Origin of the sequence: Larkinella humicola (genome assembly GCF_008727875.1) — a bacterium.
GTDB lineage: Bacteria > Bacteroidota > Bacteroidia > Cytophagales > Spirosomataceae > Larkinella > Larkinella humicola.
This window is the reverse complement of sequence record NZ_VTWS01000001.1, coordinates 1,429,232-1,454,984: the sequence shown is the minus strand read 5'-3', so window position 1 is coordinate 1,454,984 and position 25,753 is coordinate 1,429,232. Positions and strand designations below refer to the sequence as shown.

Genomic DNA, 25,753 nt, shown 5'->3' with positions numbered 1-25,753 from the left:
AGATGAAGATCAGAAACCGGATCGCGCTTCAGTTTTCGCTCATCGTTGCCACCATTTTGCTGGCCTTTTCGGTCATTATTTACGTAACCACCGCCACCTACAGCCGCGATGATTTCTATGACCGCCTGAAAAGCAAGGCACTCACCACCGCCCGGTTTTTGATTCAGGTTAACGAAGTGGATCACAATCTGCTCAAAATCATCGACCGGAATACGCTCACGGCCCTGTATGACGAAAAAGTGCTGGTGTTCGATGAACGAAACCGCCTGATCTATTCCAGCGTCGACGACCACATCATTCATTACCAGCGGGGACTGCTGGATGAGGTTCGGCAGTTGAAAGAAGTTGAAACCTGGAGCGATGACAACCAACTGGCCGGGATTTTATACGAAGAAGGCGGGCGAAAGCTGGTGGTGCTCGCGTCGGCCAATGACCGCGTTGGGCAGAACAAACAGAAAAACCTCCGGTTCACGTTGATCTGGGGTTTGTTGGGCGGTATTAGTCTGACCATCGGCTTGGGCATTTTCTTCGCCGGGCAATCGCTGCGGCCCATCGACGAGATCAACACCCAGGTTTCGACCATTACCGCCCGGAACCTCCGGCAACGGCTCGATGAGGGTGACCGCCAAGACGAAATCGATCAGTTGGCGGTCAACTTCAACGCCGTGCTGGGGCGGCTCGAGCAGGCTTTCGAGCAACAGCGCAGCTTCGTTTCCCACGCATCTCACGAACTCCGGACGCCCCTGGCGGCCCTCAAATCCGAAATTCAGCTGGGCCTCCTCCGCCGGTTGAATGCCGACGAATACGAAACCATTTTGACCAATTTACTCTCGGACGCCGATCGGCTTATCGGGCTGACCAACAGCCTGTTATTTCTGGCCCGAACGCTCGAAAACATCAGCCAGATGCCGTTGGCCCCGGTGCAGATGGAGGAAGTCGTGCTGCTGGCCCGGGATGAGCTGCTGAGTGCCAAACCCCAGTATCGCATAGAATTCGATTACGACAACCTGCCCGAATCGGAAACCGAAACAACCGTATCGGGGAATGAAGAGTTGCTGAAACGGGTTTTGCTGAACCTAATGGACAATGCCTGTAAATATTCCGCCAATCATACCGCCCATGTCCGGCTCGGTACGGATGCCCGTTTGTGTTGGGTAAGTGTTCGCGACGAAGGAATCGGCTTATCGCCGGAGGAAACCGAACTGATCTTTGAACCGTTTTATCGGTCGGCCAATGCTGCTGGCTATGAGGGGTTTGGCATCGGGCTCTCCATTTGTCAACGGATTCTGGAACTGCATCAGGGGCGAATTCAGGTGGAAAGCCGCCTGAATGAAGGCAGCCAGTTCACTATCCGGATCGCCCATCTTTGAGCCTCTAATTTTTTTTTAACGGCTCTTTAACATTTTTCTAATTCGCTTTTAACAGCCTTCTAACTTCTTTGGGTGAACCTTGCATCAGCATTGTGCGAACCCAATTGAATGCGATTTTTAGCTGTTATTAGTAGTATCTGCCTGCTGTCGCTAACCGGCCGGGCGCAGGATACGTTGCGGCTCAGCCGACGGCAGGCCGACAGTCTGTTTCTAAAAAATAATCTGTTGCTGCTGGCAGGCCGGTTTCGGATCGAAGCCGGACAGGCGGACATTATTCAGGCCAGTTTGTACGACAATCCGACGGCTTCGGTGGAGGTGAGCGCCTACAATACGGAGCGGAGCCGGGTGCTGGACGTGGGTCGGCAGGGGCAGAAAATCATTTCGGTGCAGCAGCTTCTGTATACCGCCGGGAAACGGAACAAACGGATTTCGCTGGCTCAGGAAGCGGCCCGGCTGAACAACTACGAATTTGCCGATCTGCTTCGCTCACTTCGGTTTGAACTCCGAAGCCGGTTTTTCGACCTCTACTTTCAGCAGGAAACCCTCGCGCGCTACGACCGTCAAATTACCACCTTACAGGGAACCGTTGCGGCTTTTGAGCAGCAATTTGATAAAAATAACGTGTCGTTGCGCGAGCTGCTCCGGCTGAAGGCCCTGCTATTTCAACTGAACAACGACCGGCTGGAAATCCGGCTTCGCCAGACCGAAAACCAGCAGTTTTTACGAACCTTACTTTCAGTCGATCAGCCCATTCTTCCATTGGTCAACGAAGCCCAACTCCAGCAATACCGCTTCCCCAATCAGCCGGTCGACTCGCTGCGAAACCGGGCACTGCGGAACCGGCCGGATGTGCTTGCCAACCAGTCGCTGACCCGGCAATCGGAACTGAATTACACCTTGCAAAAAGCACTGGCGGTGCCAGACCTGCGGGTCGGCGGAACGTATGATCAGGCGGGAAGTTACATTCCGAATTACCTCGGCGTTTCGGTGGCGATGGATTTACCGTTTCTGAACCGCAACCAGGGCGCCATCAAAGCCGCCCGGAGCCAGATCGACTACCAGAAACAGATTCAGAACCAGAAAGCCGTGCAGGTGAACAACGAAGTGCTGGCGGCCTTGCAAAAAGTCCAGGAAGTCGAGCGAACGGTGCAATCCGTCGAGTCGCGGTTTTCGGAACAATTTGAGCTGTTGAACCAGGGTCTGTTTGCCAATTTTCAGAAACGTAACATCTCCCTGCTGGAGTTTATCGACCTCATCGAGACCTACAACGAAAGCACCAAGGAACTCAACCGGCTCAAAGCGGACCGCATCAGTGCGTATGAAGAACTGAATTACGTCGTAGGGGAGGAGCTTTTTAACTAAAAACAGGATGAAAAAACTCGTTAGCGGTCTATTGCTGGGAACACTGGGGCTGGCGACGGCCTGCCATCAGAAAGTGGAAGAAAACGAAGCAAAGGCGTTTATGATGTCGGATACGATGATGAATCGCATTCATCTGGACACGGTTTTGAACCAGCCGGTCCGGAGCGAGCTGACGTTGGTGGGCAAGGTGGCCGCCGACGAAAACAAGGTGATCAAGGTGTTTCCGCTGGTCGGGGGGGTGGTGGAAGAGGTGGATGTGGAATTGGGCGACTTCGTAAAAAAAGGGGAGCAACTGGCCGTGATCCGGTCGGGTGAGGTGGCTGATTTTGAGCGGCAAATGATTCAGGCACAGTCGGATCTGCTGCTGGCGCAGAAAAATCTGAGCGTGGCGGAAGACCTGTTCGAGAGCAAACTAAACTCACAGCGTGAAGTAGTTTCGGCGAAGAAAGACGTGGAAAGTGCACAGGCCGAACTCAGCCGGGTCAAGGAAATTTTTCGGATTTACGGCCTGGGTAAAACACCAACCTACGTGGTTCGGGCACCGATCGATGGGTTTGTGATCGAGAAAAACGTCAACCGGGACATGCAACTGCGCTCCGACAACGCCGACAACCTGTTCACGGTGGGCCAGATCAGCGACGTCTGGGTGCTGGCCAACGTCAACGAAAGCGACATTGGCCGGGTGAAAGCCGGGATGTCGGCCAACGTGCAAACGCTGAGTTATCCCGATCTGCAATTTCATGGAAAAGTTGATAAGATTTTCAGCGTGCTCGACCCCGGAACCAAGGCCATGACGATCCGCATCCGGCTTAAAAACGAAACCATGAAACTCAAACCGGAGATGCACGCGACGGTGGCCCTGCGGTTCGACGACGGCGCAAACATGGCAACGGTGCCTTCCACCGCGGTTATTTTCGACAATTCGAAATACTACGTCATGGTGTTCCGTAGCCGCTCCGACATCGAAACCCGGGAGGTTAACGTCCACAAATTTCTGGGCGACATTGCCTACATCAGCTCCGGTCTCAAAACAGGAGAAAAGGTCATCTCGAAGAATCAGCTACTGGTTTACGACGCGCTTAACGATTGAGTGAATGAGTGACGGGGCCGCCCGCGCGGTGAGCGAATAAAATCGCAATACTCTGCCTGCCGATAGCATATTTCCCCTATTTATTTAGTCACTTACTCACTCATTCGCTCAATCACTCATTGAGAATATGAACAGGTTCATTCGGAATATCGTCGGCTTTTCGCTCAAAAACCGGTTTTTTATTTTTTTTATGACCACCGGGCTCATCATCGCCGGTGTGGTGAGCTATCTGAATACACCGCTCGAAGCGTTTCCCGACGTTACCAACACCCAGATTATCGTCGTGACAGAATGGAACGGGCGGAGTGCCGAAGAAGTGGAGCGGTTTGTAACGGTGCCCATCGAGGTAGCGATGAACTCGGTGCAGAAAAAAACCAACGTCCGGTCCATCACGATGTTCGGATTGTCGGTCATCAAAATCATATTTGAAGACGATGTCGAAGACTTTTTTGCCCGGCAACAGGTCAACAATCAGCTTCGCACCGTGACGCTACCCGAAACCGTCGAGCCGGATGTGCAGCCGCCGTATGGCCCAACGGGTGAAATTTTCCGGTTTACGCTGGAAAGCAAAACCCGCGACAGCCGGGAGCTGCTGACGTTGCACAACTGGGTGATCGATCGTCAATTGCGCAGTGTACCCGGTGTGGCCGACGTCGTAGCGTTTGGCGGGCAGGAGAAAATCTACGAAATCCGGGTCAATCCCACGCAACTGACCAAATACGACCTGACGCCCCTGGAAGTGTACCAGGCCATCACCCGCAGCAACATCAACGTCGGGGGCGATGTCATCGAGCGAAACGGTCAAGCCTATGTGGTTCGGGGCGTCGGCCTGCTGACGTCGGTTCCCGATATCGAAAACATCATCATTGAAGAACTGAACGGCAACCCGGTTCTGGTGAAAAACGTGGCCGAAGTGGCCGAGTCGAGCTTGCCACGCGTGGGGCAGGTGGGTCTGAACGACAACGACGACGTGGTGGAAGGCATTGTGGTGATGCGGAAAGGCGAAAATCCCAGCGAGATTCTGACGCGGGTGAAGGATAAAATCGAGGAGCTGAACACCCGGATTCTGCCGTCGGACACGAAAATGGTGACCTTTTACGACCGCGACAACCTCATCGCGTTCTGTACCCGCACGGTGATGCACAACCTGACTGAAGGCATCATTCTGGTGACGGTCATCGTCTTTGTGTTCATGGCCGACTGGCGTACCACCGTCATCGTGTCCATCATTATTCCGCTGGCGTTGCTGTTTGCGTTTATGTGTCTCCGTTTGCGGGGCATGTCGGCCAATTTGCTGTCGATGGGCGCGGTCGATTTCGGAATCATCATCGACGGGGCCGTGGTGATGGTCGAGGGAATCTTCGTGACGCTCGACCATCTGGCGCACAAAAAAGGCATGGCGACCTTCAATCGGATGACCAAACTCGGGCTGATCAAAAAAACCGGTGGAGAGTTGGGCAAAGCGGTTTTCTTCTCCAAACTGATCATTATTACGGCGCTGTTGCCCATTTTTTCGTTCCAGAAAGTGGAGGGCAAAATGTTCTCTCCGCTGGCCTGGACGCTCGGTTTTGCCTTGCTGGGGGCCTTGTTGTTTACGCTGACGCTGGTGCCGGTTTTGTGTTCCATGCTGTTGCGGAAAAACGTTCGGGAGAAGAACAATTTCATCGTCCGGTTTTTTACCAACACCGTTACCGCCGGTTTTGAATGGTGTTATGCCCGGAAACGACTGAGTTTTCTGTTGGCTACGGCTTGCCTGGGCCTGACGTTTTTCTCTGCCACCTTGCTGGGAACGGAGTTTTTGCCGCAGCTCAACGAGGGCGCGTTGTGGGTGGAAGCCAAATTGCCGATGAGTTCGTCGCTGAGTGAAACCACCAAAATGGTGCGTGTTCTGCGAAAAAAGCTGATGGAATTTCCGGAGGTCAACGGGGTATTGTCGCAAACCGGACGCTCCAACGACGGAACTGATCCGTCCGGTTTCTATTATGTTCAGATGCAGGTGAACCTGAAACCGAAAGACGACTGGCCGGATCGCCGGACCGGGCGCAAGCTTTCCACCGATGACCTGATCGAAGAAATGGATTCGAAACTTAAACAGTTTCAGGGAATTAACTACAACTATTCCCAGCCGATCATCGACAACGTGGCCGAAGCCGTGGCCGGAATGAACGCGTCGAATGCCGTCAAGATTTTTGGAGAGGATCTGACGACGCTCAACGGACTGGCGGATGAGGTGATCGAAGCGATTCAAAATGTGCCGGGTATCAAGGACGTCGGTATTCTGCGGAACATCGGCCAGCCCGAAATCAGCGTGCTGTTTCATGACCACAAAATGGCCCTCTATGGGGTTTCAACGGCTGATGCCCAGGCGGTGATCGAGATGGCGATTGGTGGAAAAACCGCTTCGATTCTGTATGAGGGGGAGCGCCGGTTCGACATCCGGCTGCGCTACGCCGAGCAGTACCGGAAAACCGAAGACGACATCATGCGGCTGATGGTGCCAACGATGCACGGGAGTAAAATACCGCTCAGCGAGATTGCAACCCTGCGCAAAACCACCGGCCCGGCGTTCATCTACCGCGATCTGAACAAGCGGTTTATTGGCGTCAAATTCTCCGTCCGGGAGCGCGATCTGGGAAGTACCATTGCCGAAGCCCAGCGCAAAGTCAACCAGAAGCTGAAAAAATTGCCGAAAGGCTACTCGGTCAACTGGACGGGCGAATTTGAAAACCAGGTGCGGGCCACCCAGCGGCTAGGACAGGTGGTTCCGCTGAGTCTGGCGGCCATTTTTGTCATTCTTTTCATCACGTTCGGCAATCCGAAAGATGCCGGTCTGGTGTTGCTGAATGTGCCGTTTGCGTTGATGGGCGGCATTCTGGCGCTACACGCAACAGGCATCAATTTCGGTATTTCGGCGGGAGTGGGGTTCATTGCGCTGTTTGGAATTTGTGTGCAAAACGGCGTGATTCTGGTATCGGTTTTCAACCAGAACCGGGCCGACCGACTCCCGCTCGACGAGGCCATTCGGCAGGGCATCCAGAGCCGGATTCGTCCGGTGGTCATGACGGCCTTGATGGCGGCCATTGGGTTGCTGCCGGCCGCTGTTTCGACCGGGATCGGCTCCGAAACCCAGAAACCGCTTGCGGTGGTCGTCATTGGCGGTCTGATGACGGCTACGGTGTTAACGCTGCTGATTTTTCCGATTTTGTACCGGTTTTTCTATCGCAAGGCCGAAACCCATCCGAAACCCTGGCGACGTGAACCGGAGCTTTTGGAAGGCTCGAATTAACATTTTTCTAAGACGGCTCTAAGCGTTTTCTAATGTAGCCGCATCAATTTTGTGTTGAGATCAAAGAGGTGAGACACGAGAGGAAAGACCTGAAATTATGCGCTGTTCAATCAGTCTTTATTCTCTGATCACACCTCTTTGATCTCCTTGCAATAGAAGGTTTTTGGCGAGTAACATTGCTAATTTCAGGTGATTCCGATAGCCGGTTCTTCTCTGGGGACCGGCTATTTCTTTTGCCAGAAAATTCTAATTTTTTTTTAATCGGGCTCTAAGCGGGTTTTAAGATGCGTATCTCATCTTTGTAGAAATACTTAACCCTTACTTGATATGTCCTGGTTTGAATATAGTCAGTGTGTACTGAATAAAGTTGATTTCGACCGGCGGCTTTTCCGAAAAGAATTGCGGAAACTTTTACGGTGGCTCTCTCCGCCGGAGCGTATACAATTACTGCAGTGGTGTCGCCAGCAGGTTCTTCGAAAAAGGCGAGTGCTTACGTAGACGAAAGAGGTGAGACAAGAGAGGAAAGAAACGAAATCTACGATACTCTAAATGTCTTTCTTCTCTAGTCTCACCTCTCTTGTCAGATTTTGTGTGTTTTCTTTAGCGTTTTAGGTAGAAAGGGAGTAGCCGATCCAATGATTGGGTCGGCTATCTTGTTGAGAATGAGTTCGGAAAGCGGTCAACTCTAAAATCAAATTCATTATGCTGTTAAAACACCGTCTTGTTTTTATTGTCGATGATGACGACGATGACCGGTTTATGCTGTGGCAAGCCTTCCAGAAACACCATCCCGGTTGTTTGCTCTATACGTTTACCAACGGGCAGGAATTGCTGGATCACCTGACGGACTATGCCGACCGGCCGGATCTGATCATTCTGGATCTGAATATGCCCGTGATGGACGGTTTTGCAACGCTGAAACGGCTGAAACTGAGTAGCCAACTTCGTACAATACCAACCGTAATTCTGGGTTCTTCCTTCGAAACCATCGATAACCTGCGGGCCAATGAGGCCTCCAATGGAACCGTCCTCGTCAAACCTACGCGTTACAGCGAACTGGTTCAGTTGACAAATCAGTTGTGTCCGGTCTGATTTTTGCCGGATAGTCAGTCACTAAAACGGAAGTTTGCCCAGATCGACGTTACCGCCGGTCAGAATGATGCCCACTTTTTGCCCGGCAAACCAGTCTTTGTGTTTCAGCAAAGCCGCCAGCGGAACGGCGCAGGAGGGTTCGATAATGATCTTCATCCGTTCCCAAACCAGCCGCATGGCCGCAATAATCTCCGCATCCGAAACCGTCAGAATGTCCGAAACGTGCTGCCGGATGTAGCCCAGGGTGCGCTCACTCAGGCTGGTCATCAGGCCGTCGGCGATGGTTTTGATGTAAGGTGCTTTTTCAACCCGGCCACTTTGGAATGACAGCACGGCGTCGGCGGCGCCTTCCGGTTCTCCGGCAATCACCTTCGTTTGCGGACTGAGGTAGTGCGTAGCCAGGGCCGTTCCGCTCAATAGCCCACCACCCCCGACCGGTGCCATGATGACATCGAAAAACGAATCGTAATCGGCATCTTCAATCAATTCTTTGGTAGCAGTAGCTTGTCCGGCAATCACCCGGTCGTCGTCGAATGGGTGGATCAAAACCGCCCCGGTCCGTTCCATCACTTCCAGTACACCGGCTTCGCGGGCTTCGAGCGTTGGCTCGCATTCGATAATTTCCGCACCGTAGTCCCGCACAGCCTCTTTCTTGACTTGCGGAGCCGTCCGGGGCATCACAATGTAAGCCTTTGTGCCAACCTGCCGCGCGGCAAAGGCCACGGCTTGTGCGTGGTTGCCCGACGAATGCGTGGTGACAGGGCCAAGTGTGCGACCGTAATACCGTTCCTGTTCCGACAGTTGCAGAATGGCATTCAAACCACCCCGCGCCTTGAACGCACCGATTTTCTGAAAGTTTTCCGGTTTGAAATAAATGGAAGCGCCACTAATTGTATTGATGGTCCGGTTGGTGAGAATAGGCGTGCGGTGGATGTGTGACCGGATGCGGTCGTGAGCCGCCTGGATGGTTTCGAGGGTAATCATGAGGGGACGTTACGGGTTAAAAAATCGACAAGACAGACTTGACAAGAGAATAAAGACCAGCGGGTAAAGATATTGTGATTTCATTGCCTAACCGCCTTCTTCTGTCTTTATTCTCTAGTCTTTTCTCTCCTATCTAGAACTCAATTGACCGATTCATCGGCGATTGGAGTGGAATACCCGGCGCTACGGAGAATCAAACTTTTTACCATTTCGGAATGGGAATTGGTGATCAAATGGCCGGATTCGGGCAGAAAGATGTATTCCGCCGGTTTTCCGGCCAGCACTTTTTTGGCATAATCCAGATTCGACGGATCGACCAGCCAGTCTTTTCCGCCCTGCATCAACGTAACCGGCACCTGCAGTTTCGACCACAGGGGTTCAAGTTGGCGCAATTCGGCCACGTGGGTGTATTTTTCGGCAGTAGCCAGGTTGATATGACGGTCCATAAACAACTTGACGGGGGCCATTTTCCCCCATTTCGAAAACCAGAAGAATTTCTCTTTTTCCGGGTCAAGGGGCGAGGAAATCAGGAAAAGGTGTTTCACCCGGCCGGGATACATGATGGCCAGACGGGCAGCCACCGGCGCGCCATACGAACGACCCAGCACAACCGCCGGTTTCCCGGAATGATTCAGATTGAGGGCGTGAGCGATCCACTGCGCCTGTTTGGCAATGGACGTAACGGCTTTTCGCCCCTTCCGCGATTTTCCGTAACCTGGCCGGTCGACGGAGAGAATGTGAAACCGCTTGTGCAAGGTGCTGTCGTCGATCATCCGCAAATAACCGTACCACGAACCCGGCGCGCCGTGAATCAGCAGGAGGGGAGGTAGTGTATCCGGGCCAATGCTGGCGACGAATAGTTTCAGGCTGTCATTCTCAATCGTGAAAAAAGTGGGTTTGACGGCCCGGTTGGCAAAATGTTTCTGAATTTCCCGGTCGCTCATCCGCCACTTCCGGAAAAAACAACCGGAGAGACTTGTGATCAACAAAAGAAGAAGCAGGCTGTTGAGTACTTTCATCAATCTTAAAACAAACTCAGTTGTCCGTTGGCAACCTGCTCATGTTCCAGCAACCATTTTTTTCGTCCCAGACCGCCCGCATACCCCGTCAGGTCGCCGTTGGAGCCGATGATGCGGTGACAGGGAACAATGATCCAGATCGGGTTTTTTCCGTTGGCTGCGGCCACCGCCCGAATGGCTTTTTCGTCGCCCAGACGCCGGGTTAATTCCATATACGACATGGTTTTTCCGTATGGCACCTCCGCCAGCATCTGCCAGACCGACCGTTGAAAGGGCGTGCCCTGCGGACGAAGCGGGAGATCGAACGACCGTCGGCGGTTCAGAAAATATTCCTCCAGTTGACGCGCACACTTGTAGAGTACGGCCGGCACAAAGGCCGAATCTTCGACCGGTTCGTTACTGCACCGAACACTGGCAATACCGTCTTCGTTGCCGCAGATGACAGCCAGTCCAACCGGCGTGTGGATCGTTGTCGTATACATGGTGCTCATTGGGAGTTCGTGGTACTAATCTACAGAAAATACGACAAAGAAAGACAGACCCCGGGCGGAATCTGTCCATGCTATATCGAAAGTCAGTTGAAAAGCGATTGCTTATTTGGTAACAAACCGCTTGATCGTTCCGCTGCTGTGGTCGAGGATGTATAATTCCTGTTTGGCGTCTTCCCCGAAAGCCGAAACCGGGCCGCCCTCACTGGTGAGGAGTTGATTGCCGGTTTTTTGGTCGCCCTGAAAACTCAAGGCCCACACCTTGCCGGTGGCAAAGTCCGCGTAAATGTATTTTCCTTTCAGGTCAGGAAGGCTGCTGCCCCGGTAAACGGCTCCTCCCGTCACCGAAACACCTTCACTGCGGGCGTACTGGTGGATGGGTTCGATCAGTTGCCCCTGGTTGCAGTCGTTGGCAGGATTGTAACAATCCTGACCTTCTTTCAGACGCCAGCCGTAATTACCGCCTTTCTTGATGATATCGATTTCTTCCAGTTTGTTTTGTCCAACGTCGCCCGCCCAAAGCTGACCGGTTTCGGCGTCAAAACTAAAGCGCCAGGGATTGCGCAGGCCATAGGCATAAATTTCGGGAAGCGCGTTGGCATTGCCCACAAACGGGTTGTCGGCCGGGATCCCGTAATTCCCTTTGTCGGTTTTATTGACGTCGATCCGCAGGATTTTGCCCAGCATCGTTTTCAGGTTTTGTCCGTTGTTCTGCGGGTCGCCACCGCTGCCGCCATCGCCCGCGGCAATGTACAGAAAACCGTCCGGCCCGAAAGCCACTTTACCGCCGTTGTGGTTGGCATACGGTTGTTCATATTTCAGCAGGATGGTTTCGGTGGCCGGATCGACCCGGTTCGACCCGGCCGTGGCTTTAAACCGGGAAATGACGGTTTCGCGCGGGCTATTTTTGGTATAATTGACGAAAAAATAACCGTTTTGCTTAAAGTCCGGGTGAAAAGCCAGCCCCAAAAGGCCCATTTCTCCGCCCGAAGCTACTTTGCTGACGATGTCCAAATAGGTATCGGCAGTTTTTGTAGCTGCGTTGTTTTCGAACACCCGAATCCGTCCCTCCTGTTCGAGCACAAAAACACGATTCGTTTCGTCGTCTGCGTGTGTAAACTCCACAGGCTGTTTAAAAGTCAGACCAGGAAAAGCATTTTCGAGTTGAAGCGAAGCGGGAGCAAGTGTTCCCGGCGTCTCGGTGGCCTCCGCATCGGCCTCGCCTGGCTTACAAGCCAGCGACACCAGGAAGGCGAAAATCACCGTAACTGTGAGTGAGCTTGCCAGAGTAACCGCCGTTTTTTTGAGGTATGACATGGAAGTATTGATGAAGTTCTTTAGTTTAGTCATAGCAAGATCGTATCCAAAGGGGTAAGACGAACTTTTTGGCAGCGTTTTTGTTTCTTTTTCAACGTGTTAGCTGACTATTTGTTGCCAATGTTCGTTTTACACTCAAGTAATGCCTGTTGTAGTCTTTCCTCAAAATGGGGCGGTTGATACACAGTTAGTTATAAGACAGATTGCCCTTCGAAAGAAGGCTTTTTTTTGCTTAAAAGGTTTAGTACTCTATCGAATTGATTCTATCCGTAGACTTTATTGAACGACCACTCCATGACTCCTGCCGAACAGCAACATTTCTTTGAACGGATGGCGACTCAAAACGCCAGTTTTCGATACCGCCTGCCTTCCAAACCCGACGTGGGCCGGTTTATTGACAATTTGATTCGTTTCCTATTTCCCATTACCCAGGATTGCCGGCCTTTTGTGGTCAGCACCGCCGACACCTACCGGGAGTTGAATCGCCAGCTCACTTGTTTGTTAAAACCGCTGGATGAGCATTTGTCAGCAGACAAAGACCGGACTTGTGAACAATTTTTTGACCAGTTACCAAGTACCTATGATGAGTTGTTACTCGATGCGCAGGCAATCTCGGCCTTCGACCCGGCGGCTGCGGGCGTAGAGGAAGTGATTGCGATTTATCCCGGTTTTTACGCCATTGCGGTGTACCGCATTGCCCACGTGTTGACGGAACTGCAAGTGCCGCTCCTGCCCCGGATGATGACCGAATACGCCCACGGCCATACCGGCATCGACATTCACCCCAACGCTGAAATCGGCTCTTCCTTTTTTGTTGACCACGGCACCGGCGTCGTCATCGGAGAAACGGCCATTATCGGCAGCAATGTGAAAATTTACCAGGGTGTTACGCTGGGTGCCACCAATGTGGCCAAGTCGATGGCGTCGCGAAAACGGCATCCGACCATTGAAGACAATGTGATCATTTATGCCAACGCGACGATCCTCGGCGGTCGGACGGTGGTGGGCCATGATTCAACCATCGGCGGTAACGTCTGGCTGACCCAGAGCGTTGAACCCTATTCCCTGGTGTATCACACCAGCCAGATCGAAGTTCGCTCGCTGGCGTCGGAGTCGTGATAAAAAACCATACATTTTAAATTAAAAACGAAAACCGCGGGTGATTTTTGGGTGCGCCGGGGTATGAATGGCTATAGGAAATTTGCCATGGACTGCATTTGTGATGATAGCCTGATTGAATCGCTTCGTGCCGGAGAAACGTCGGCATACGAATGGATTTATAAAAAACAGTACCCCGCCATTGCCCGGTTCGTTCTGCGCAACCACGGCAACGAAGGGGATGCCGAAGATCTTTTCCAGGAATCCGTTCTGGTGCTCTACCAAAAAATAACCGCTCCCGATTTTCGGCTTACTTCCACCCTGAAAACGTTTTTGTTTGCCATTGCGAAAAATGGCTGGTTGAAAAAACTGCGGGATGAAAAGCTGGTCTCTATAAGTGACGACCAGTTGGTTGCTCTACAGGATTCCTACGATTTTGCCTCCCCAGAGCCTTCGCCCGAAGACGTTCAGCACGAGCGACTCAATGCCTGGATGGCGCGCATTACCGGTCATTGTCAGCGGGTTATCCAGTCGATTTACTTCTCCCACGAACCGATGGATCACCTCATGGTGACCATGGGCTGGAAAAACCGCCATACCGCTGTCAATCAGAAATACAAGTGCATCCAGCAGTTGAGAAGGGCGTCGGAAAACGGATGAAATTTTAAGTACGCGGGTGATTTTGGGGGACTTGCCGGAATCAATAGGTAAATCAACAATCAAAATCCATGACTACTGAACACACAAAGGCGGTGTATGCAACCGATCAGAACTGGGACGAATTGCTGGCCAAACCGGGGGTGCTGCTGGTGGATTTTAGCGCCGAATGGTGCCCGCCCTGCCGCAGACTGGAACCCCTCATTCATGAATTAGCTGCCGACTTTGCCGGGTCGGCCACGGTGGCGACTGTGGATGTGGAAATGCACCCCGTGGTGACCGCCCGCTACAAAGTCCGAAACATGCCGACCATCCTGGTTTTTAAAGATGGCGAATTGGTGAACCGCCAGATCGGTTTCACATCAAAACCAGTGCTGACCACAATGCTTTTGGAGCAAATGCAGGAAACGCCCGTTGTGAAGTAGCTGGAATATAAAATGTTAAATGCTAAATGTAAAAGGTGCTATTAATTACCACTTTTGCATTTAGCATTCATCATTTATAATTTTACATTAAAATTATAAATCATTGATATTCGGTATTTTAAACTATTACACTTCCAGTACCAGAAGAATGGCATCGGCAGAGAGCGCTTCGAACTCTACAGCATCCAGATTCCACAACGCCAGTCCGTCGCGGGGATGGAGCAGCCGGTCCTGAACTTCAAAAGCGCCTTCGATGACGAAAACAAACGCCCGTTTCTGGGCATTCCGCAGGGTATAACCGCCTTCGTGCCGACCCTCATATTTTCCGATAAAACCCAGACTGTTGCGATCCAGGGAGTAGAATACAGGCACAAGCTGGTTGCGGTACTGGAGATCAAAGGTCGTCAGCGGAAAACGTTCGGAGCTTTCAGAACCTACTGGGTCGGTATTCATACCAAGCAGCAGGTAGTTAACGGCTTCCGTTTCGAACGGGTTACTAATGTGGTATTCCTGATCCGGCAATACCGTGAAATGAAAGACCTCACCGGCTCCCATAAAAACACTTTCTCCGAGACCATCCACCAGTTCAATACCGCCAATTACCGGAATGAGCATCACTTCAGTCGGTGCTGAAACCGCCAGCGTATGGCTTTTGCCTGGCAGCAGGGTATCGTCGTTGAAAACCGTCAAAGCGCCAAAAGGCTGTCGGCTTTCGTGCCGATAGGACCCGAAATTGAAGGTGTGAAAACTCCGGTAATCAGCGGACTGCGTGCAGCCCCGCTGATCGGAGAGGTAAATTCGGGCTTCCGTTTCGGTAAGCATACCGTTTGATCGTTCGGTTGATGAGAAACTATGCCAGTACGACAATCGCCCAGGTTAGTTCATAACCCGCTGACGTACTCCCGGTTACAACTGACATATTGGTGGTCGTGCCATCGCTGAAGATGTTGTCACGGGCATTGGTCGTATCGGCTTGTCCATGACTGGCATAAACCCCCTGAGCATACACCACCTTGCTGATGTCTTCCGGAAAAGCAATTTGGGATATTTTCAACGATTTACCACTTGCATCATACACGTGGACGTGGATGTGTGGAGCGCGACCGCTGTACCAGCCGGGGTAAATGCTGGTAAAGGTCACCAGGCCATTGGCATCGGACGTCTGGCGTCCCCGCAGAAAGTGGACGCTCTGGTAATTGGTCGACTGCATTTGCGTACCACCGTATTCGGAGTAATTACCGGCCGCGTCGCAGTGCCAGATGTCCACCAAAGCCCCCGTCAACCCGGCGCAACTGTTGTTTTTGTTCTGAACGGTAATCTTGATGGTCAGCTTGGTTCCCTGCCGGTCGGAGGTGATGTTGTTCGTTACCAGACTGGTGGGCGTCTTGGTGGGGAAAGGACCTTCCGTTTCGTTGGAGGTTTCGGTACAGGTTCCGGTGGTCGTTCCGGTCGTGGTGCCTGTTCCGGTGGTTGTGGTGGGTTCCACGGCGTCGTCGGTTGAACAGGCGCCAACCATGGGCATAATCGCGGCCATACCCAATGCGGAAAAAGTCCTTTTCAAAAATTCTTTGCGTTCCATGCTGCTGGGGCTATAGATGGTAAGTTGTGGTTGGTTTCTTTGTATCTATATCGCTGAAAGACCCTGTTTCGTTGCGTTGGACCGGCAATTATAGGTAAACCGGGTAAATTTGTCGGTGAATGCGACCGGAAATTGGGATTGACCACCCGGAATTTCCACTGACAAACCGCAAAGCATTGTATTAAAACCGGGAATTCCCTACTTTGAGCGCAGCCAATCGTGCGATGCCTGACCCAATCCGTCTCCTAAACCCATGAAAAATAGATTTCTTCCCCTGGTATGCAGTCTTCTCGTGTTTGCCGGTCTGGCCGCTCATGCCCAGCAGAAACCCAACATTGTGCTGATTTATGCGGATGATTTGGGTTATGGCGATCTAAGTTGCTACGGCGCAACGAAAGTCAAAACGCCGAACATCGACCGGGTTGCCACCGAAGGGTTGCGGTTTACCAATGCCCACGCCACTTCGGCCACCTGCACGCCCTCGCGGTATTCACTCCTGACCGGCCAATATGCCTGGCGAAAAACCGGGACGGGGATTGCCCCCGGTGACGCGGCCCTGTTGATTCCGACCAACCGCGTCACCTTGCCCGGGATGTTGCAGCGGGCGGGTTACCAGACGGGCGTGGTCGGCAAGTGGCACCTGGGCCTGGGACCCAAGGGAGGACCGGATTGGAACGGGGACATCAAACCGGGACCGCTGGAAATCGGTTTCAACTACTCGTTTTTGCTGCCCGCAACGGGCGACCGTGTTCCCTGCGTGTACGTAGAAAACCACCGCATTGTCGGACTGAACCCCAGCGATCCGGTTCAGGTGAGTTACAAAGATCCGATTGGAACCGAACCTACCGGCAAAGCAAATCCGGAACTGCTCAAGATGATGTATTCGCACGGCCACGACCAGACGATCATCAACGGTGTTAGTCGGATTGGGTACATGAGCGGGGGCAAATCGGCGCGGTGGGTCGATGAAGAAATGGCCGATGTGTTGACCGGTAAAGTCAATCAGTTTATTGAAACGAATCAGAAAAAATCGTTTTTTGTCTATTTTTCGACGCACGACATTCATGTTCCCCGGATGCCGCACTCCCGGTTTGTGGGCAAGAGCGGTATGGGGCCACGGGGCGACGCCATTCTGCAACTGGATTATTGTGTGGGGGAAGTTATGAAAACCCTGGACCGACTGGGCCTGAAAGACCAGACGATGGTGATTATCAGCAGCGATAACGGCCCGGTGGTAGACGATGGCTACCAGGATGAGGCCGTGGCGAAACTGGGCGGACATACCCCGGCGGGTCCGTTGCGCGGGGGGAAATACAGCGCATTTGATGCCGGAACGCGGGTGCCGTTCATCGTTCGCTGGCCGGGAAAGGTGACTGTGGGAACCTCCGATGCGCTGTTGAGCCAGGTCGATTTGCTGGCTTCGCTGGCGGTTTTAACGGGCCAGAAAGTGGGCGCGGGGGAAGCCACCGACAGTTTCAATACCCTCAATGCCTTGCTTGGGAAAGACCCGAAAGGCCGCGATTACGTCATCGAACACGCGTTGAACAACACTCTTTCCATCATAAAAGGAAACTGGAAATACATCGAACCGGGCCAGGGACCGGCGGTGCAGAAAAACACCAACACCGAATTGGGGAACAATCCTCAACCCCAACTGTATAACTTGAAGACGGACCTGGGGGAGACGAAAAACGTCGCAGGACAGAACCCGCATGTCGTCGCCGAACTGACATCTTTGCTCAAGACGGTGAAGGAAGGGAAATGAAACTAGGGGTAGACTTTGCCGTCTTTGATCACCATTTCGATGGCGAATAGGGCGGTTGGGAAATCCTTTTCCAGATCGCCCTTGAAAACCGCCAGGTCAGCTTTCATCCCTTTCTTTAACGTGCCGGTTTGCCCGGAAAGACCTAATGCTCTGGCGGCATTCAAGGTGGCAAACTGGAGCACCGTCGGAACGGGGATACCGGCTTCAGCGTACGAAAGCAGCACATCGACCGAGCCTTTTCCGCGCTCAATACCGGGGATGTCGTTGTAATAATCAGAACCCGAGACGATCGGGACGCCCTTTTTAACGGCCCGGTTGAGCCGGTCATGAAACCCTTTCAATGCGCCGTTCAGATAATCTTCGCCCTCTTTGCCCTTCATCCCGACGGCCGCTACCCGCAGTTTGCCCTGCTCGCGGGAGACGTCGGTGGGCACCAGATAGGTTCCGCGTTTTGCCATGATCGACAACGTGCTGTCCGACAGGGAATACCCGTGTTCGATGCCATCCACCCCCGCCAAAACCGCATCCCGCGCTGATTCGTCGTAGGTGGCGTGGGCGGTAACGGGAATTTTCTGTTGGTGGGCGGTTTCCACAATGGCCTTTATTTCGTCGGGAGCCAGCACCCGGTTGTCGGTGTTCATGCAGACTTTGATCACGTCTACTCCACGCCGGATGTGCTCCAGAACGGCGGCTCGGGCATCTTCGGCTCCTTTGATTACGCGGTATTCCTGATTGATCAGGAAACTGTCGGCGGGAAACAAACGTCCAAACTGACCACCCGGCGGACTCAGAATCGGACCGGAAACTACCATGTGCGGCCCCGGATTTTCTTCATGCCGGAGTTCTTCCTTCAGCCTGACATCCAGGAATTGCCCGGAATTGCCGACATCCCGCACGGTGGTTACCCCGGCCAGCAAATTCGATTTGGCAAAGCCCAATGCCTGTTTCATTCGCTCATCGGCCGGAACTTTCGATGCGACTTCCAGACCATCTTTCGTGATCTTCTGATTGATCAACAGGTGCGTGTGGGCATCGATTAGACCGGGGGTGACCGTGCTGTTCCGAAGATCAATCAACCGGGCCTTTTTCGGTTTTTTCAAGCCACTGCCCACCGCCACAATCCGATCCCCTTCAATGATCAAATCCTGATTGACCAGAAAAACGTTTTTTTCGGAATCGTATAATTTACCGGCTTTGATGAAAAGGAACTGCTTTGTTTTTTGAGCCTGCGAGGTAGTAAAAAAGAAAAGGAATAAGAAGGAAAATAGGCAGCGCATGCAGGTTTCGGGTGGGTCGGTTAGGAAAAATAAAAGCGAACGATGACCATCAGCCCGGCCGAAACGGCGGGATAGTCATCGTTCATTGTCAGGTGGTTATGGTTAATCTAGCGCAGCCCACGGACAAACCGGCGAATCGAGTCGCGGTAGACCTGCTCGGACTGTTCCAAAGGCTGGCGATCCCGTAGCATCATGGCCAGGGTGATCATGCCGTGCGACAACGACCACCACTCGAAATACAATTTCTGAATGCTCTCTTTCGATTTGGGAATGAAAGAGAAGATAATTTCCCGAATAATATTGCTGATATCCTCCATTTCGATGGAATCGCAAACAGGAATGGTGCAATAGGCACCGTTCAAATTATACATGACCTGGTAAATCTCGGGCTGATCCAGGGAAAACTGCCACTGGGCCACCGACATTTCAAACAGGCGTTTTTCCGGGTCACGGTATACTTTTTTTATGCGGTCGTACTCCAGTCGTAGATGACGGAATCCTTCGTTTCGGATTTCGTCGAGCAGAATATCCTTGCTGTCAAAATATTCATAGACAATCGGTGCACTGTAGTCAATGGCATCGGCAATCTTGCGGATCGACACCGCTTGCCAACCTTCACGGCGAGCGATGTCTTTAGCGGTCAAAACAATTCCGGCGCGGGTTTGCTCCCGGCTGCGTTGCTTGCGCTCAAGTGTCTCCATTCGGTTTACTTCAGGTTAACAGTGTTAAATCGGCGTTAAACTACGCATTACTCCGCAAATGATCTAACACTGGCTCAATTATTCTTCCAAATATTCAATTTTTGCAATAAATTGTCTAGCATATCGTTTCCCGATCTACTATTTCCTGCAAAAAATACGCCTTCACTCGGCTTCTTCACTTTTCGAGGCAACCAACAGCAACCGTTCGTCGCCCAGCAGAAAATCAGAACCATCCAGATTACCAAGCAGTTCGGTGATCGTTAGCCCGGCTTTCTGAAATAGACGATGCAATTCGGCAACAGTATAAATGTAATGCCGGGACTGGCGGTATTCTTTCTGCCCGTCCCGGAGATAGGTCAGGTGGGAGGTAATACAACCCTCGCGGGCGTCGTATTCATTCTCCATCAGGAAGGTGATCTCGCCAATTTGCATCCAGTTTCGTTCCTCAAAATCGGGCAAAACCGACTCGGCAATCATGGCGGTATCGGCTACAAACCGCCCACCCGCTGGCAATAGTGCTGCTATTTTTTGCAGAAAAACCAGCATTTGGTCGTGCGGAAAAAAGCTAAAACTGTTGCCCAGACAGTAGGCCGCTTCAAAACTGCCCTCGATTGGAAGCGTCATGAAATCGCCGGCGATGGCTTCAACGGTCAGTTTTTCCCGATTCGCATCTTTTCGCAATTCGCCGATGGATTCAGTTGAAATATCAACGCCCGTGACGGAATAGCCCATCCGGGCGAGTTCGAGCGCGTGACGGCCGTGCCCACAGAAAATATCGAGTACACGCCCACCGGGTTGCACGTCCAGCGTATCGTGCAAAAAATCGCATTCCAGTTCGGTCTGCTCGTCGGTTTGACCGGCTTTCCAGGCTTCCTGAACCAATCCGTAGAAAAAATTCTCGTACCACATGAGGGAGTTAAAAGTTATGAGTTAAAAATTAAAAGTTAAAGGTTAAGATAGACGGGATTGGCTAAGGCCTATGATACATACGGGTTGTAACGATTTTCTAATCAATCTTCACTCATCACTTCTAATTCTTAACTCATAACTCCTACTTTTTAATTCTTTTATCGTAATTCGCGAAGAATAATTCTTAAATCTCCATGCAAACCTATTGGGGTATCGACCTGGGCGGTACCAAAATTGAAGGAGTCGTGCTGTCGGCACCCTCCCCCGACGCCGTTGTGATTCGGAAACGCATCGACACGGAAGCGGATAAAGGCTATCAACACATTGTTACTCAGATCGCCAGCCTTGTAAATCTATTAAAAGCCGAAACCGGTTATCAACCCGACCACATCGGGATCGGAACACCCGGAACCTTCGACCCTGCCCGGCACGTCATGAAAGGCTGCAACACCACCTGCCTGAACGGCATGCCGCTGCCCCAGGAACTGGAGAAAGTGCTGGGCATTCCGGTGAGCATTGCCAACGACGCCAATTGTTTTGCCCTCGCGGAAGCCACGCTGGGCGCGGTGCCGGAAGTCGTGCCGGACTACCGGGCGGTTTTTGGCGTCATCATGGGAACAGGCGTTGGTGGCGGAGTGGTTTTTCGCGGAAAAGACGGCCAGCCTTTTGTTCAGAACGGTTTGCAGGGCATCGGGGGCGAATGGGGCCACATTACGCTGGAAGAAAATGGCTACCCGTGTTACTGCGGCAAACGCGGCTGCAACGAGCAGGTTTTCTCCGGCCCGGCTCTGCAACGGTTTTACAGCGACATCAGTGGTGAAAAGCGGAACCTGAAAGAGATCGTCAGCCGTCACCTGGCCGGTACCGATCCCCATGCGTCGCAAACCATCGACCGGCTTCTGGAAAACTTCGGAAAAGCGATTTCGGTCATTATCAACGTACTGGATCCCGACGCCATTGTGCTGGGCGGGGGCGTTGGCAACATCGATTTGCTGTATACCGAAGGCGTCGAACGCGCCAAAAAATACGTCTTCAACGAAGGCCGTCTCAGCACCCATTTCCTGAAACCCAAACTGGGCGACAGCGCGGGCGTTTTCGGCGCAGCGATGCTGTAGTTAAGAGGTATGAGTTAAGAATGAAGAGTTTGCAGCCCAAGCGGTTAGCTGATCAACCCTTCATTCATAACTCATACCTCTTAACTACTTTTGCTTGGCTGCTCCGCCGGCGGGTTGTCCACCGCCATCACCGCCGTCTTTTACGTCGTCGTTGTTGACGGATTTTTTCCGGCGCTGGGGTTGGTCGAAACTCATTTTTCCGATCCGGTAGCTGAACGTCAACCGAACACCCCGGTTGTAGAAGTAGTTGATGTTGCTCTGCTGGAAAGTCGGTGAACTAAGTTCCGTCCGCATTTTGAACGGATTGGTCAGGAAGTTTTCACCCGCCAGACCCAAACTGCCTTTCGTCTGGCCCTTGTCGTCTTTGATGTCCTTCTTGATGCCCAGACTGTAGAAAGCAAAACCGGTCTGGTAGCCCTGCAACTGCACACTCCGGCCCTGTACGAAGCCAAACCCCTGCACACCCCAGCCTTTTTTCAGGCTCAAGCTCGTAAACATACGGCCCGTTACCACAACCCCGGAATTGCTCGCGTTGAGCGATGGCGTAGGGCTGTTGTTGGTGATGTACGAATAATAGGCATCGGCACCGCCCCCAATCTGCCATTTCGAAAACAGGCTGATGTTCCCGAACACGTTGGCTCCGTAGTTCTCCTTGTGGCCGATATTCTGGTACGTCGTCGTAATCACGCCGTCCGGGCTCGTGGTCCGAACGTTCTCGATGGAATTGTCCGTCCGGCGGGCGAAAAACGAAAAGTTCAGGTAGGTTTTCTTGATGTATGCACTGGTGCTCAGCTCGATATTGTCGGTCAGTTCCGGTTCCAGATACGGGTTCCCGAAGGTAATGTTCTGCGGATTGGCCGCATTGATGTTCGGGTTCAGGAACTGAATACCGGGACGTTGTAACCGCCGGTTGTAGGCAAGCTTAACAGTTTTTCCCCCTTTGAGTGATTTCGAGATGTTGATGCTCGGCACCAGATTGCCGTAACTTGGAATGTCGATGGATTGCCCCGGGATTTCGGAGCGGAAATTCGCATTGATCATCGTGTATTCATACCGCGCACCGGCCTTGATCGTATACTTCGATTTCGACGTGTAGGTGTACGAAAAATAGGTAGCAGCTACATTCTGGTCATAATCCAGACCGTTGTTGGGACGGGTAGGATTTTGGGTGTATTCACCGGTCGGGCCGGTCGAGATAAAGTATTTATAGTCGCTGTCCACTTGCCGGAAGATGCCTTTCCCCCCAAATTCCACCAACTGATTGGCTTTGACGGGGGTTTGGTAGTCGATCTGAATCGTGGATTCCTGGTTGTAGCTCAGGTTATCGTTCCGGTCGCGGCCCGTGATGTCCGACGAACTGCCGAAGAGATCGGCTTCGTAATCGTTGGTGCGGTTGTTGCGGCTGAACTGGGTCAGAATGCTGAATTCCTGCTGCGGTTTCTTGAAGGTTTTCGTATAATCGACATTCAAATCGACGGTTCCCGACAGGTTTTTGATGTCGACATCGCGCCGGGAAGTTTGTCCGGGAATGATGCCGCCCGGAAAGAAAACCGTAGCCAGATTCTGCGACGTTTTGCCGTTTTGGGCACCATAACGCAACGATGCCGTAATGCTCTGATTCTTCGCAATGTCGTAGTCGAAACCGAGCTGGTAGTTGCCAAAAATAAACTGGTTTTTCGTGTCGGCAATCTGGCGGGTTTCGGTCGTGACGCCATCGAAAAAGCTGCGTTGGGTGTTTTCAAAACCGCCTTTGATGTTGTAGTTGGCGCGGCCAAAACCGCCCAGCGAAAAGCCCATTTTTCCGGCCCGGTAATTCCCGTTCAAACCCAGGTTGGAGCCCCGGTTTCCGACGCCCGCGTCCATGTTCAGGGTTAGTCCCTGCAAGGTGTTTTTCTTCGTAATGATGTTGATGATACCGGCCGACCCTTCCGCGTCGTATTTGGCCGACGGCGACGTAATGACTTCCACCGACTTGATCATATCCGCCGGAATCTGCTTGAGCGCATCGGCCACGCTGGCGGCCACAATTGTCGACGGTTTGTTGTTGATCAAAACCCGGACGTTGCTGCTCCCGCGCAAAGTCACGTTGCCATCCAGATCGACCGACAGCATCGGCACTTTCCGCATCACTTCCGACGCGTCACCGCCCTTGTTGGTGATGTCTTTTTCGGCGTTATAAACCAGCCGGTCTACTTTTTCCTCCACAATCTGCGTTTGGCCGACTACGTTCACTTCCTGCAAAGTCTTTACGTCCGGTGCCAGTGCGACATTCCCGACGTTGATGTCTGACCCGCGTTCGATTTTCAGCTTACCGGTTTCCTTGTTTTTATAGCCCAGAAACGACACCTGCAGCCGGTAGTCGCCCGGCACGAGTTTTGTAAGCGCAAATTTACCTTTCTCATCGCTGGTAGTACCATCGATGGGCTTTCCAGTTTGCATGCTTAACAGGGCAATGGTGGCAAATTCGACCGGTTTGTTCGTCGTGGAATCGATCAGGACGCCGGAAATTTTACCGTTGCCGCGCGGGGCGTCGGGATTTACCGTTCCGGGAATCACCGGAGCCGGACGGGCACCCCCCTGCGGATTGCCAGCGGGAGGCTGGGCAAAGGATAGAGTGGAGCATAAAATAATACCAAAAAGTATAAACTTTTTCATAATTCTGGGAATGTAGTCTGTTGGAAGCGGAAATAGCGGGGTCAAATAGAATTATACAAAGATATTGCTAACTTCAATCCATAAGACAACCGGGTTGACCGTTGTTCGACTGAAAATGTGGAACGGTAAAATCAAGCCCGCGGATGGTACGGAAAATGGATGAATGGATCGCATGTGATTTTGAATAAATCACGCTCAAAAGTACGGCAAAGCAGAGGGTTTCAGGCCGGATATTCGATGAATGGCCGTTTTTTGGGGATAAACACTGCGTATTTTGGTGTAGGGTATACGGGCGAATCCAGCGTCTGGGTTGGACGGATTCTTAACCGGACGAGTGGGAAGGGAATCCGTTAAGAGATGGCTTTCAGTTGATCCAGTTCCTGAATATTTTCTTTCAATTCAGTACCCAGATGGTCCTCAAAGCTGTTGAAAATCCACCGTGCTGTTGCATACATCAACAGAATCAGGGCCGCTTGTCCGCCGAGGATCAGAACGGTTTTCATTGTTCCGTAGGTTTCAAATTTCCGGGCCACCATCGATACGCCAAACAGAAAACCGGCCATCATGCACAAGAGCCAGACTCGGGCTAACGCTGCCTGGGTTTTTACGTGCCATTGCAAAACCGTTGTCAGGCTATCATACAGATTCTGCTGGCTGAGCGATACCCGGCTGAGGTGGCGGTAATTTTTTACAACGACGGTGATGGCAAAGAGGGCTAAACCGATGTACAGCACCGAAGGAATGTAGAAATACCAACTTGTGTAGTCGAAGGCGTTACCAACAATGGCGGCTGCGAAGAAGATCACGACGGCAGTCATAAGGAGACCGGCACCCGTCAGGTTCCGCTCCATTTTTGCCAGGGTACTTTTCGAGCGGTCCTTGATCATCATAAACACCACGCGTTCGCTTAATTTCTGGCTAGCCAGTATTTTTTCGTCGTAGGCTTTCCAGTTTGATTTGAGTTCCTCTAAGTTCATAGTCTTGGTAATTAACGGGTTGTTGATTTGATGAGTTTTTCGAGTTTGGTTTTGATGCGGTTTAATTTGACGCCCACATTGGATTTGGAAATGCCCAAAATCGTGGCCATTTCGTCGTAACTTCTGTCATCCAGGTAGAGCGAAATGACGGCTTTTTCGACGGGAGAAAGCTGTTCGATGGACGCGTAAAGCAGGCTGATTTCTTCTTCGGCAATGTCTTCCTTAAAATCAGGAATCTGAAAATCCAGATCAGAGAACGAAACGGGTTGCGGTTTTCCAGACTTCTTCCGGAAATTTGAAATGGCGGTGTTCAGCGAAATCCGGTACATCCAGGTCGACACCGCCGACTCGTTTTTGAAAGTTGGATAGGCTTTCCAGAGCTGGAGTACGATCTCCTGAAAAAGGTCATTCCGGTCGTCCCGATCTCTGCAGTACAGCGAACAGACCTTGTAGAGAATACCGGGGTACCGGTTCAACAGGCTGACAAATTCCTTTTCCATCGGGATTGCATCGTTAGGCTTTCACGGTATTAGTCGCGGGAAGATGAGGTTTATTACAGTGGTAGCGAAAAAAGAAGAAAATAAACT

The 25,753-nt window shown here is 52.1% G+C and carries 22 protein-coding genes; 10 read left to right on the top strand and 12 right to left on the bottom strand.

Annotated features, from left to right (window positions below; translation table 11 throughout):
• Positions 1 to 2 precede the first annotated feature (2 nt).
• The 5 genes from F0P93_RS06285 (at position 3) to F0P93_RS06265 (ending at position 8,200) form a co-directional block, all read left to right on the top strand.
• Positions 3 to 1,370, top strand: a complete 1,368-nt coding sequence (locus F0P93_RS06285) for a sensor histidine kinase (RefSeq protein WP_150875487.1) — start codon at positions 3 to 5, stop codon at positions 1,368 to 1,370.
• Between the two features lie 108 nt (positions 1,371 to 1,478).
• Positions 1,479 to 2,732 carry a TolC family protein gene (locus tag F0P93_RS06280; RefSeq protein WP_150875486.1) on the top strand — a complete coding sequence of 418 codons (1,254 nt, stop codon included), beginning with the start codon at positions 1,479 to 1,481 and terminating at the stop codon, positions 2,730 to 2,732.
• A gap of 7 nt (positions 2,733 to 2,739) precedes the next feature.
• Positions 2,740 to 3,822 carry an efflux RND transporter periplasmic adaptor subunit gene (locus F0P93_RS06275; protein ID WP_150875485.1) on the top strand — a complete coding sequence of 361 codons (1,083 nt, stop codon included), beginning with the start codon at positions 2,740 to 2,742 and terminating at the stop codon, positions 3,820 to 3,822.
• A gap of 127 nt (positions 3,823 to 3,949) precedes the next feature.
• A complete protein-coding gene (locus F0P93_RS06270) occupies positions 3,950 to 7,108 on the top strand; it encodes an efflux RND transporter permease subunit (RefSeq protein WP_150875484.1) in 3,159 nt (1,052 codons plus the stop codon).
• Between the two features lie 702 nt (positions 7,109 to 7,810).
• The gene (locus tag F0P93_RS06265) at positions 7,811 to 8,200 is read left to right on the top strand and encodes a response regulator (RefSeq protein ID WP_150875483.1); all 390 of its coding nucleotides are present in this window, start codon (positions 7,811 to 7,813) and stop codon (positions 8,198 to 8,200) included.
• 21 nt (positions 8,201 to 8,221) lie between these two features.
• On the opposite strand, the gene F0P93_RS06260 is transcribed toward F0P93_RS06265, so the two are convergent.
• The 4 genes from F0P93_RS06260 to F0P93_RS06245 form a co-directional block, all read right to left on the bottom strand.
• Positions 8,222 to 9,184 carry a threonine ammonia-lyase gene (locus F0P93_RS06260; protein WP_150875482.1) on the bottom strand — a complete coding sequence of 321 codons (963 nt, stop codon included), beginning with the start codon at positions 9,182 to 9,184 and terminating at the stop codon, positions 8,222 to 8,224.
• A 140-nt stretch (positions 9,185 to 9,324) separates the two neighbouring features.
• Complete coding sequence (locus tag F0P93_RS06255) at positions 9,325 to 10,203, bottom strand: alpha/beta fold hydrolase (RefSeq protein ID WP_225309383.1); 879 nt, start codon at positions 10,201 to 10,203, stop codon at positions 9,325 to 9,327.
• Between the two features lie 5 nt (positions 10,204 to 10,208).
• A complete protein-coding gene (locus F0P93_RS06250; protein WP_150875481.1) occupies positions 10,209 to 10,685 on the bottom strand; it encodes a methylated-DNA--[protein]-cysteine S-methyltransferase in 477 nt (158 codons plus the stop codon).
• A gap of 111 nt (positions 10,686 to 10,796) precedes the next feature.
• Positions 10,797 to 12,008 carry a PQQ-dependent sugar dehydrogenase gene (locus F0P93_RS06245; protein WP_150875480.1) on the bottom strand — a complete coding sequence of 404 codons (1,212 nt, stop codon included), beginning with the start codon at positions 12,006 to 12,008 and terminating at the stop codon, positions 10,797 to 10,799.
• A 294-nt stretch (positions 12,009 to 12,302) separates the two neighbouring features.
• Here F0P93_RS06245 and F0P93_RS06240 point away from each other — a divergent pair, with 294 nt between their 5' ends.
• The 3 genes from F0P93_RS06240 (at position 12,303) to F0P93_RS06230 (ending at position 14,188) form a co-directional block, all read left to right on the top strand.
• Entirely contained in the window at positions 12,303 to 13,127 is an 825-nt protein-coding gene (locus tag F0P93_RS06240) for a serine O-acetyltransferase (RefSeq protein ID WP_150875479.1), read from the top strand.
• Between the two features lie 87 nt (positions 13,128 to 13,214).
• Entirely contained in the window at positions 13,215 to 13,766 is a 552-nt protein-coding gene (locus F0P93_RS06235; protein WP_191908740.1) for an RNA polymerase sigma factor, read from the top strand.
• A gap of 68 nt (positions 13,767 to 13,834) precedes the next feature.
• Positions 13,835 to 14,188, top strand: coding sequence for a thioredoxin family protein (locus F0P93_RS06230; protein ID WP_150875477.1), 354 nt, complete (start codon positions 13,835 to 13,837; stop codon positions 14,186 to 14,188).
• A 126-nt stretch (positions 14,189 to 14,314) separates the two neighbouring features.
• Here F0P93_RS06230 and F0P93_RS06225 read toward each other — a convergent pair whose 3' ends face one another.
• Positions 14,315 to 15,010, bottom strand: a complete 696-nt coding sequence (locus F0P93_RS06225) for a pirin family protein (RefSeq protein WP_150875476.1) — start codon at positions 15,008 to 15,010, stop codon at positions 14,315 to 14,317.
• Positions 15,011 to 15,038: 28 nt separating this feature from the next.
• Positions 15,039 to 15,767, bottom strand: coding sequence for a dioxygenase family protein (locus F0P93_RS06220; protein ID WP_150875475.1), 729 nt, complete (start codon positions 15,765 to 15,767; stop codon positions 15,039 to 15,041).
• 253 nt (positions 15,768 to 16,020) lie between these two features.
• Here F0P93_RS06220 and F0P93_RS06215 point away from each other — a divergent pair, with 253 nt between their 5' ends.
• Positions 16,021 to 17,532 (top strand): sulfatase family protein, encoded by a 1,512-nt coding sequence (locus F0P93_RS06215; RefSeq protein WP_150875474.1) that lies wholly within the window; start codon positions 16,021 to 16,023, stop codon positions 17,530 to 17,532.
• 2 nt (positions 17,533 to 17,534) lie between these two features.
• Here the strand turns inward: F0P93_RS06215 and F0P93_RS06210 are convergent, their stop codons facing one another.
• The 3 genes from F0P93_RS06210 to F0P93_RS06200 all read right to left on the bottom strand — a co-directional run bounded on the left by F0P93_RS06210 (position 17,535) and on the right by F0P93_RS06200 (position 20,419).
• Positions 17,535 to 18,809, bottom strand: coding sequence for an amidohydrolase family protein (locus F0P93_RS06210; RefSeq protein WP_150875473.1), 1,275 nt, complete (start codon positions 18,807 to 18,809; stop codon positions 17,535 to 17,537).
• A gap of 107 nt (positions 18,810 to 18,916) precedes the next feature.
• Positions 18,917 to 19,510, bottom strand: a complete 594-nt coding sequence (locus F0P93_RS06205) for a TetR/AcrR family transcriptional regulator (RefSeq protein ID WP_138990755.1) — start codon at positions 19,508 to 19,510, stop codon at positions 18,917 to 18,919.
• Positions 19,511 to 19,672: 162 nt separating this feature from the next.
• Positions 19,673 to 20,419 carry a class I SAM-dependent methyltransferase gene (locus F0P93_RS06200; protein WP_150875472.1) on the bottom strand — a complete coding sequence of 249 codons (747 nt, stop codon included), beginning with the start codon at positions 20,417 to 20,419 and terminating at the stop codon, positions 19,673 to 19,675.
• Between the two features lie 194 nt (positions 20,420 to 20,613).
• On the opposite strand from F0P93_RS06200, the gene F0P93_RS06195 reads away from it, so the two are divergent.
• Complete coding sequence (locus F0P93_RS06195; RefSeq protein WP_150875471.1) at positions 20,614 to 21,534, top strand: ROK family protein; 921 nt, start codon at positions 20,614 to 20,616, stop codon at positions 21,532 to 21,534.
• A gap of 84 nt (positions 21,535 to 21,618) precedes the next feature.
• On the opposite strand, the gene F0P93_RS06190 is transcribed toward F0P93_RS06195, so the two are convergent.
• From F0P93_RS06190 to F0P93_RS06180, 3 genes are all read right to left on the bottom strand, one after another.
• Positions 21,619 to 24,189, bottom strand: a complete 2,571-nt coding sequence (locus F0P93_RS06190; RefSeq protein ID WP_150875470.1) for a TonB-dependent receptor — start codon at positions 24,187 to 24,189, stop codon at positions 21,619 to 21,621.
• A gap of 350 nt (positions 24,190 to 24,539) precedes the next feature.
• Positions 24,540 to 25,166, bottom strand: a complete 627-nt coding sequence (locus F0P93_RS06185; RefSeq protein ID WP_150875469.1) for a hypothetical protein — start codon at positions 25,164 to 25,166, stop codon at positions 24,540 to 24,542.
• A gap of 11 nt (positions 25,167 to 25,177) precedes the next feature.
• Positions 25,178 to 25,666: an RNA polymerase sigma factor gene (locus tag F0P93_RS06180; RefSeq protein WP_150875468.1), complete on the bottom strand. Its 489-nt coding sequence runs from the start codon at positions 25,664 to 25,666 to the stop codon at positions 25,178 to 25,180.
• Positions 25,667 to 25,753 lie beyond the last annotated feature (87 nt).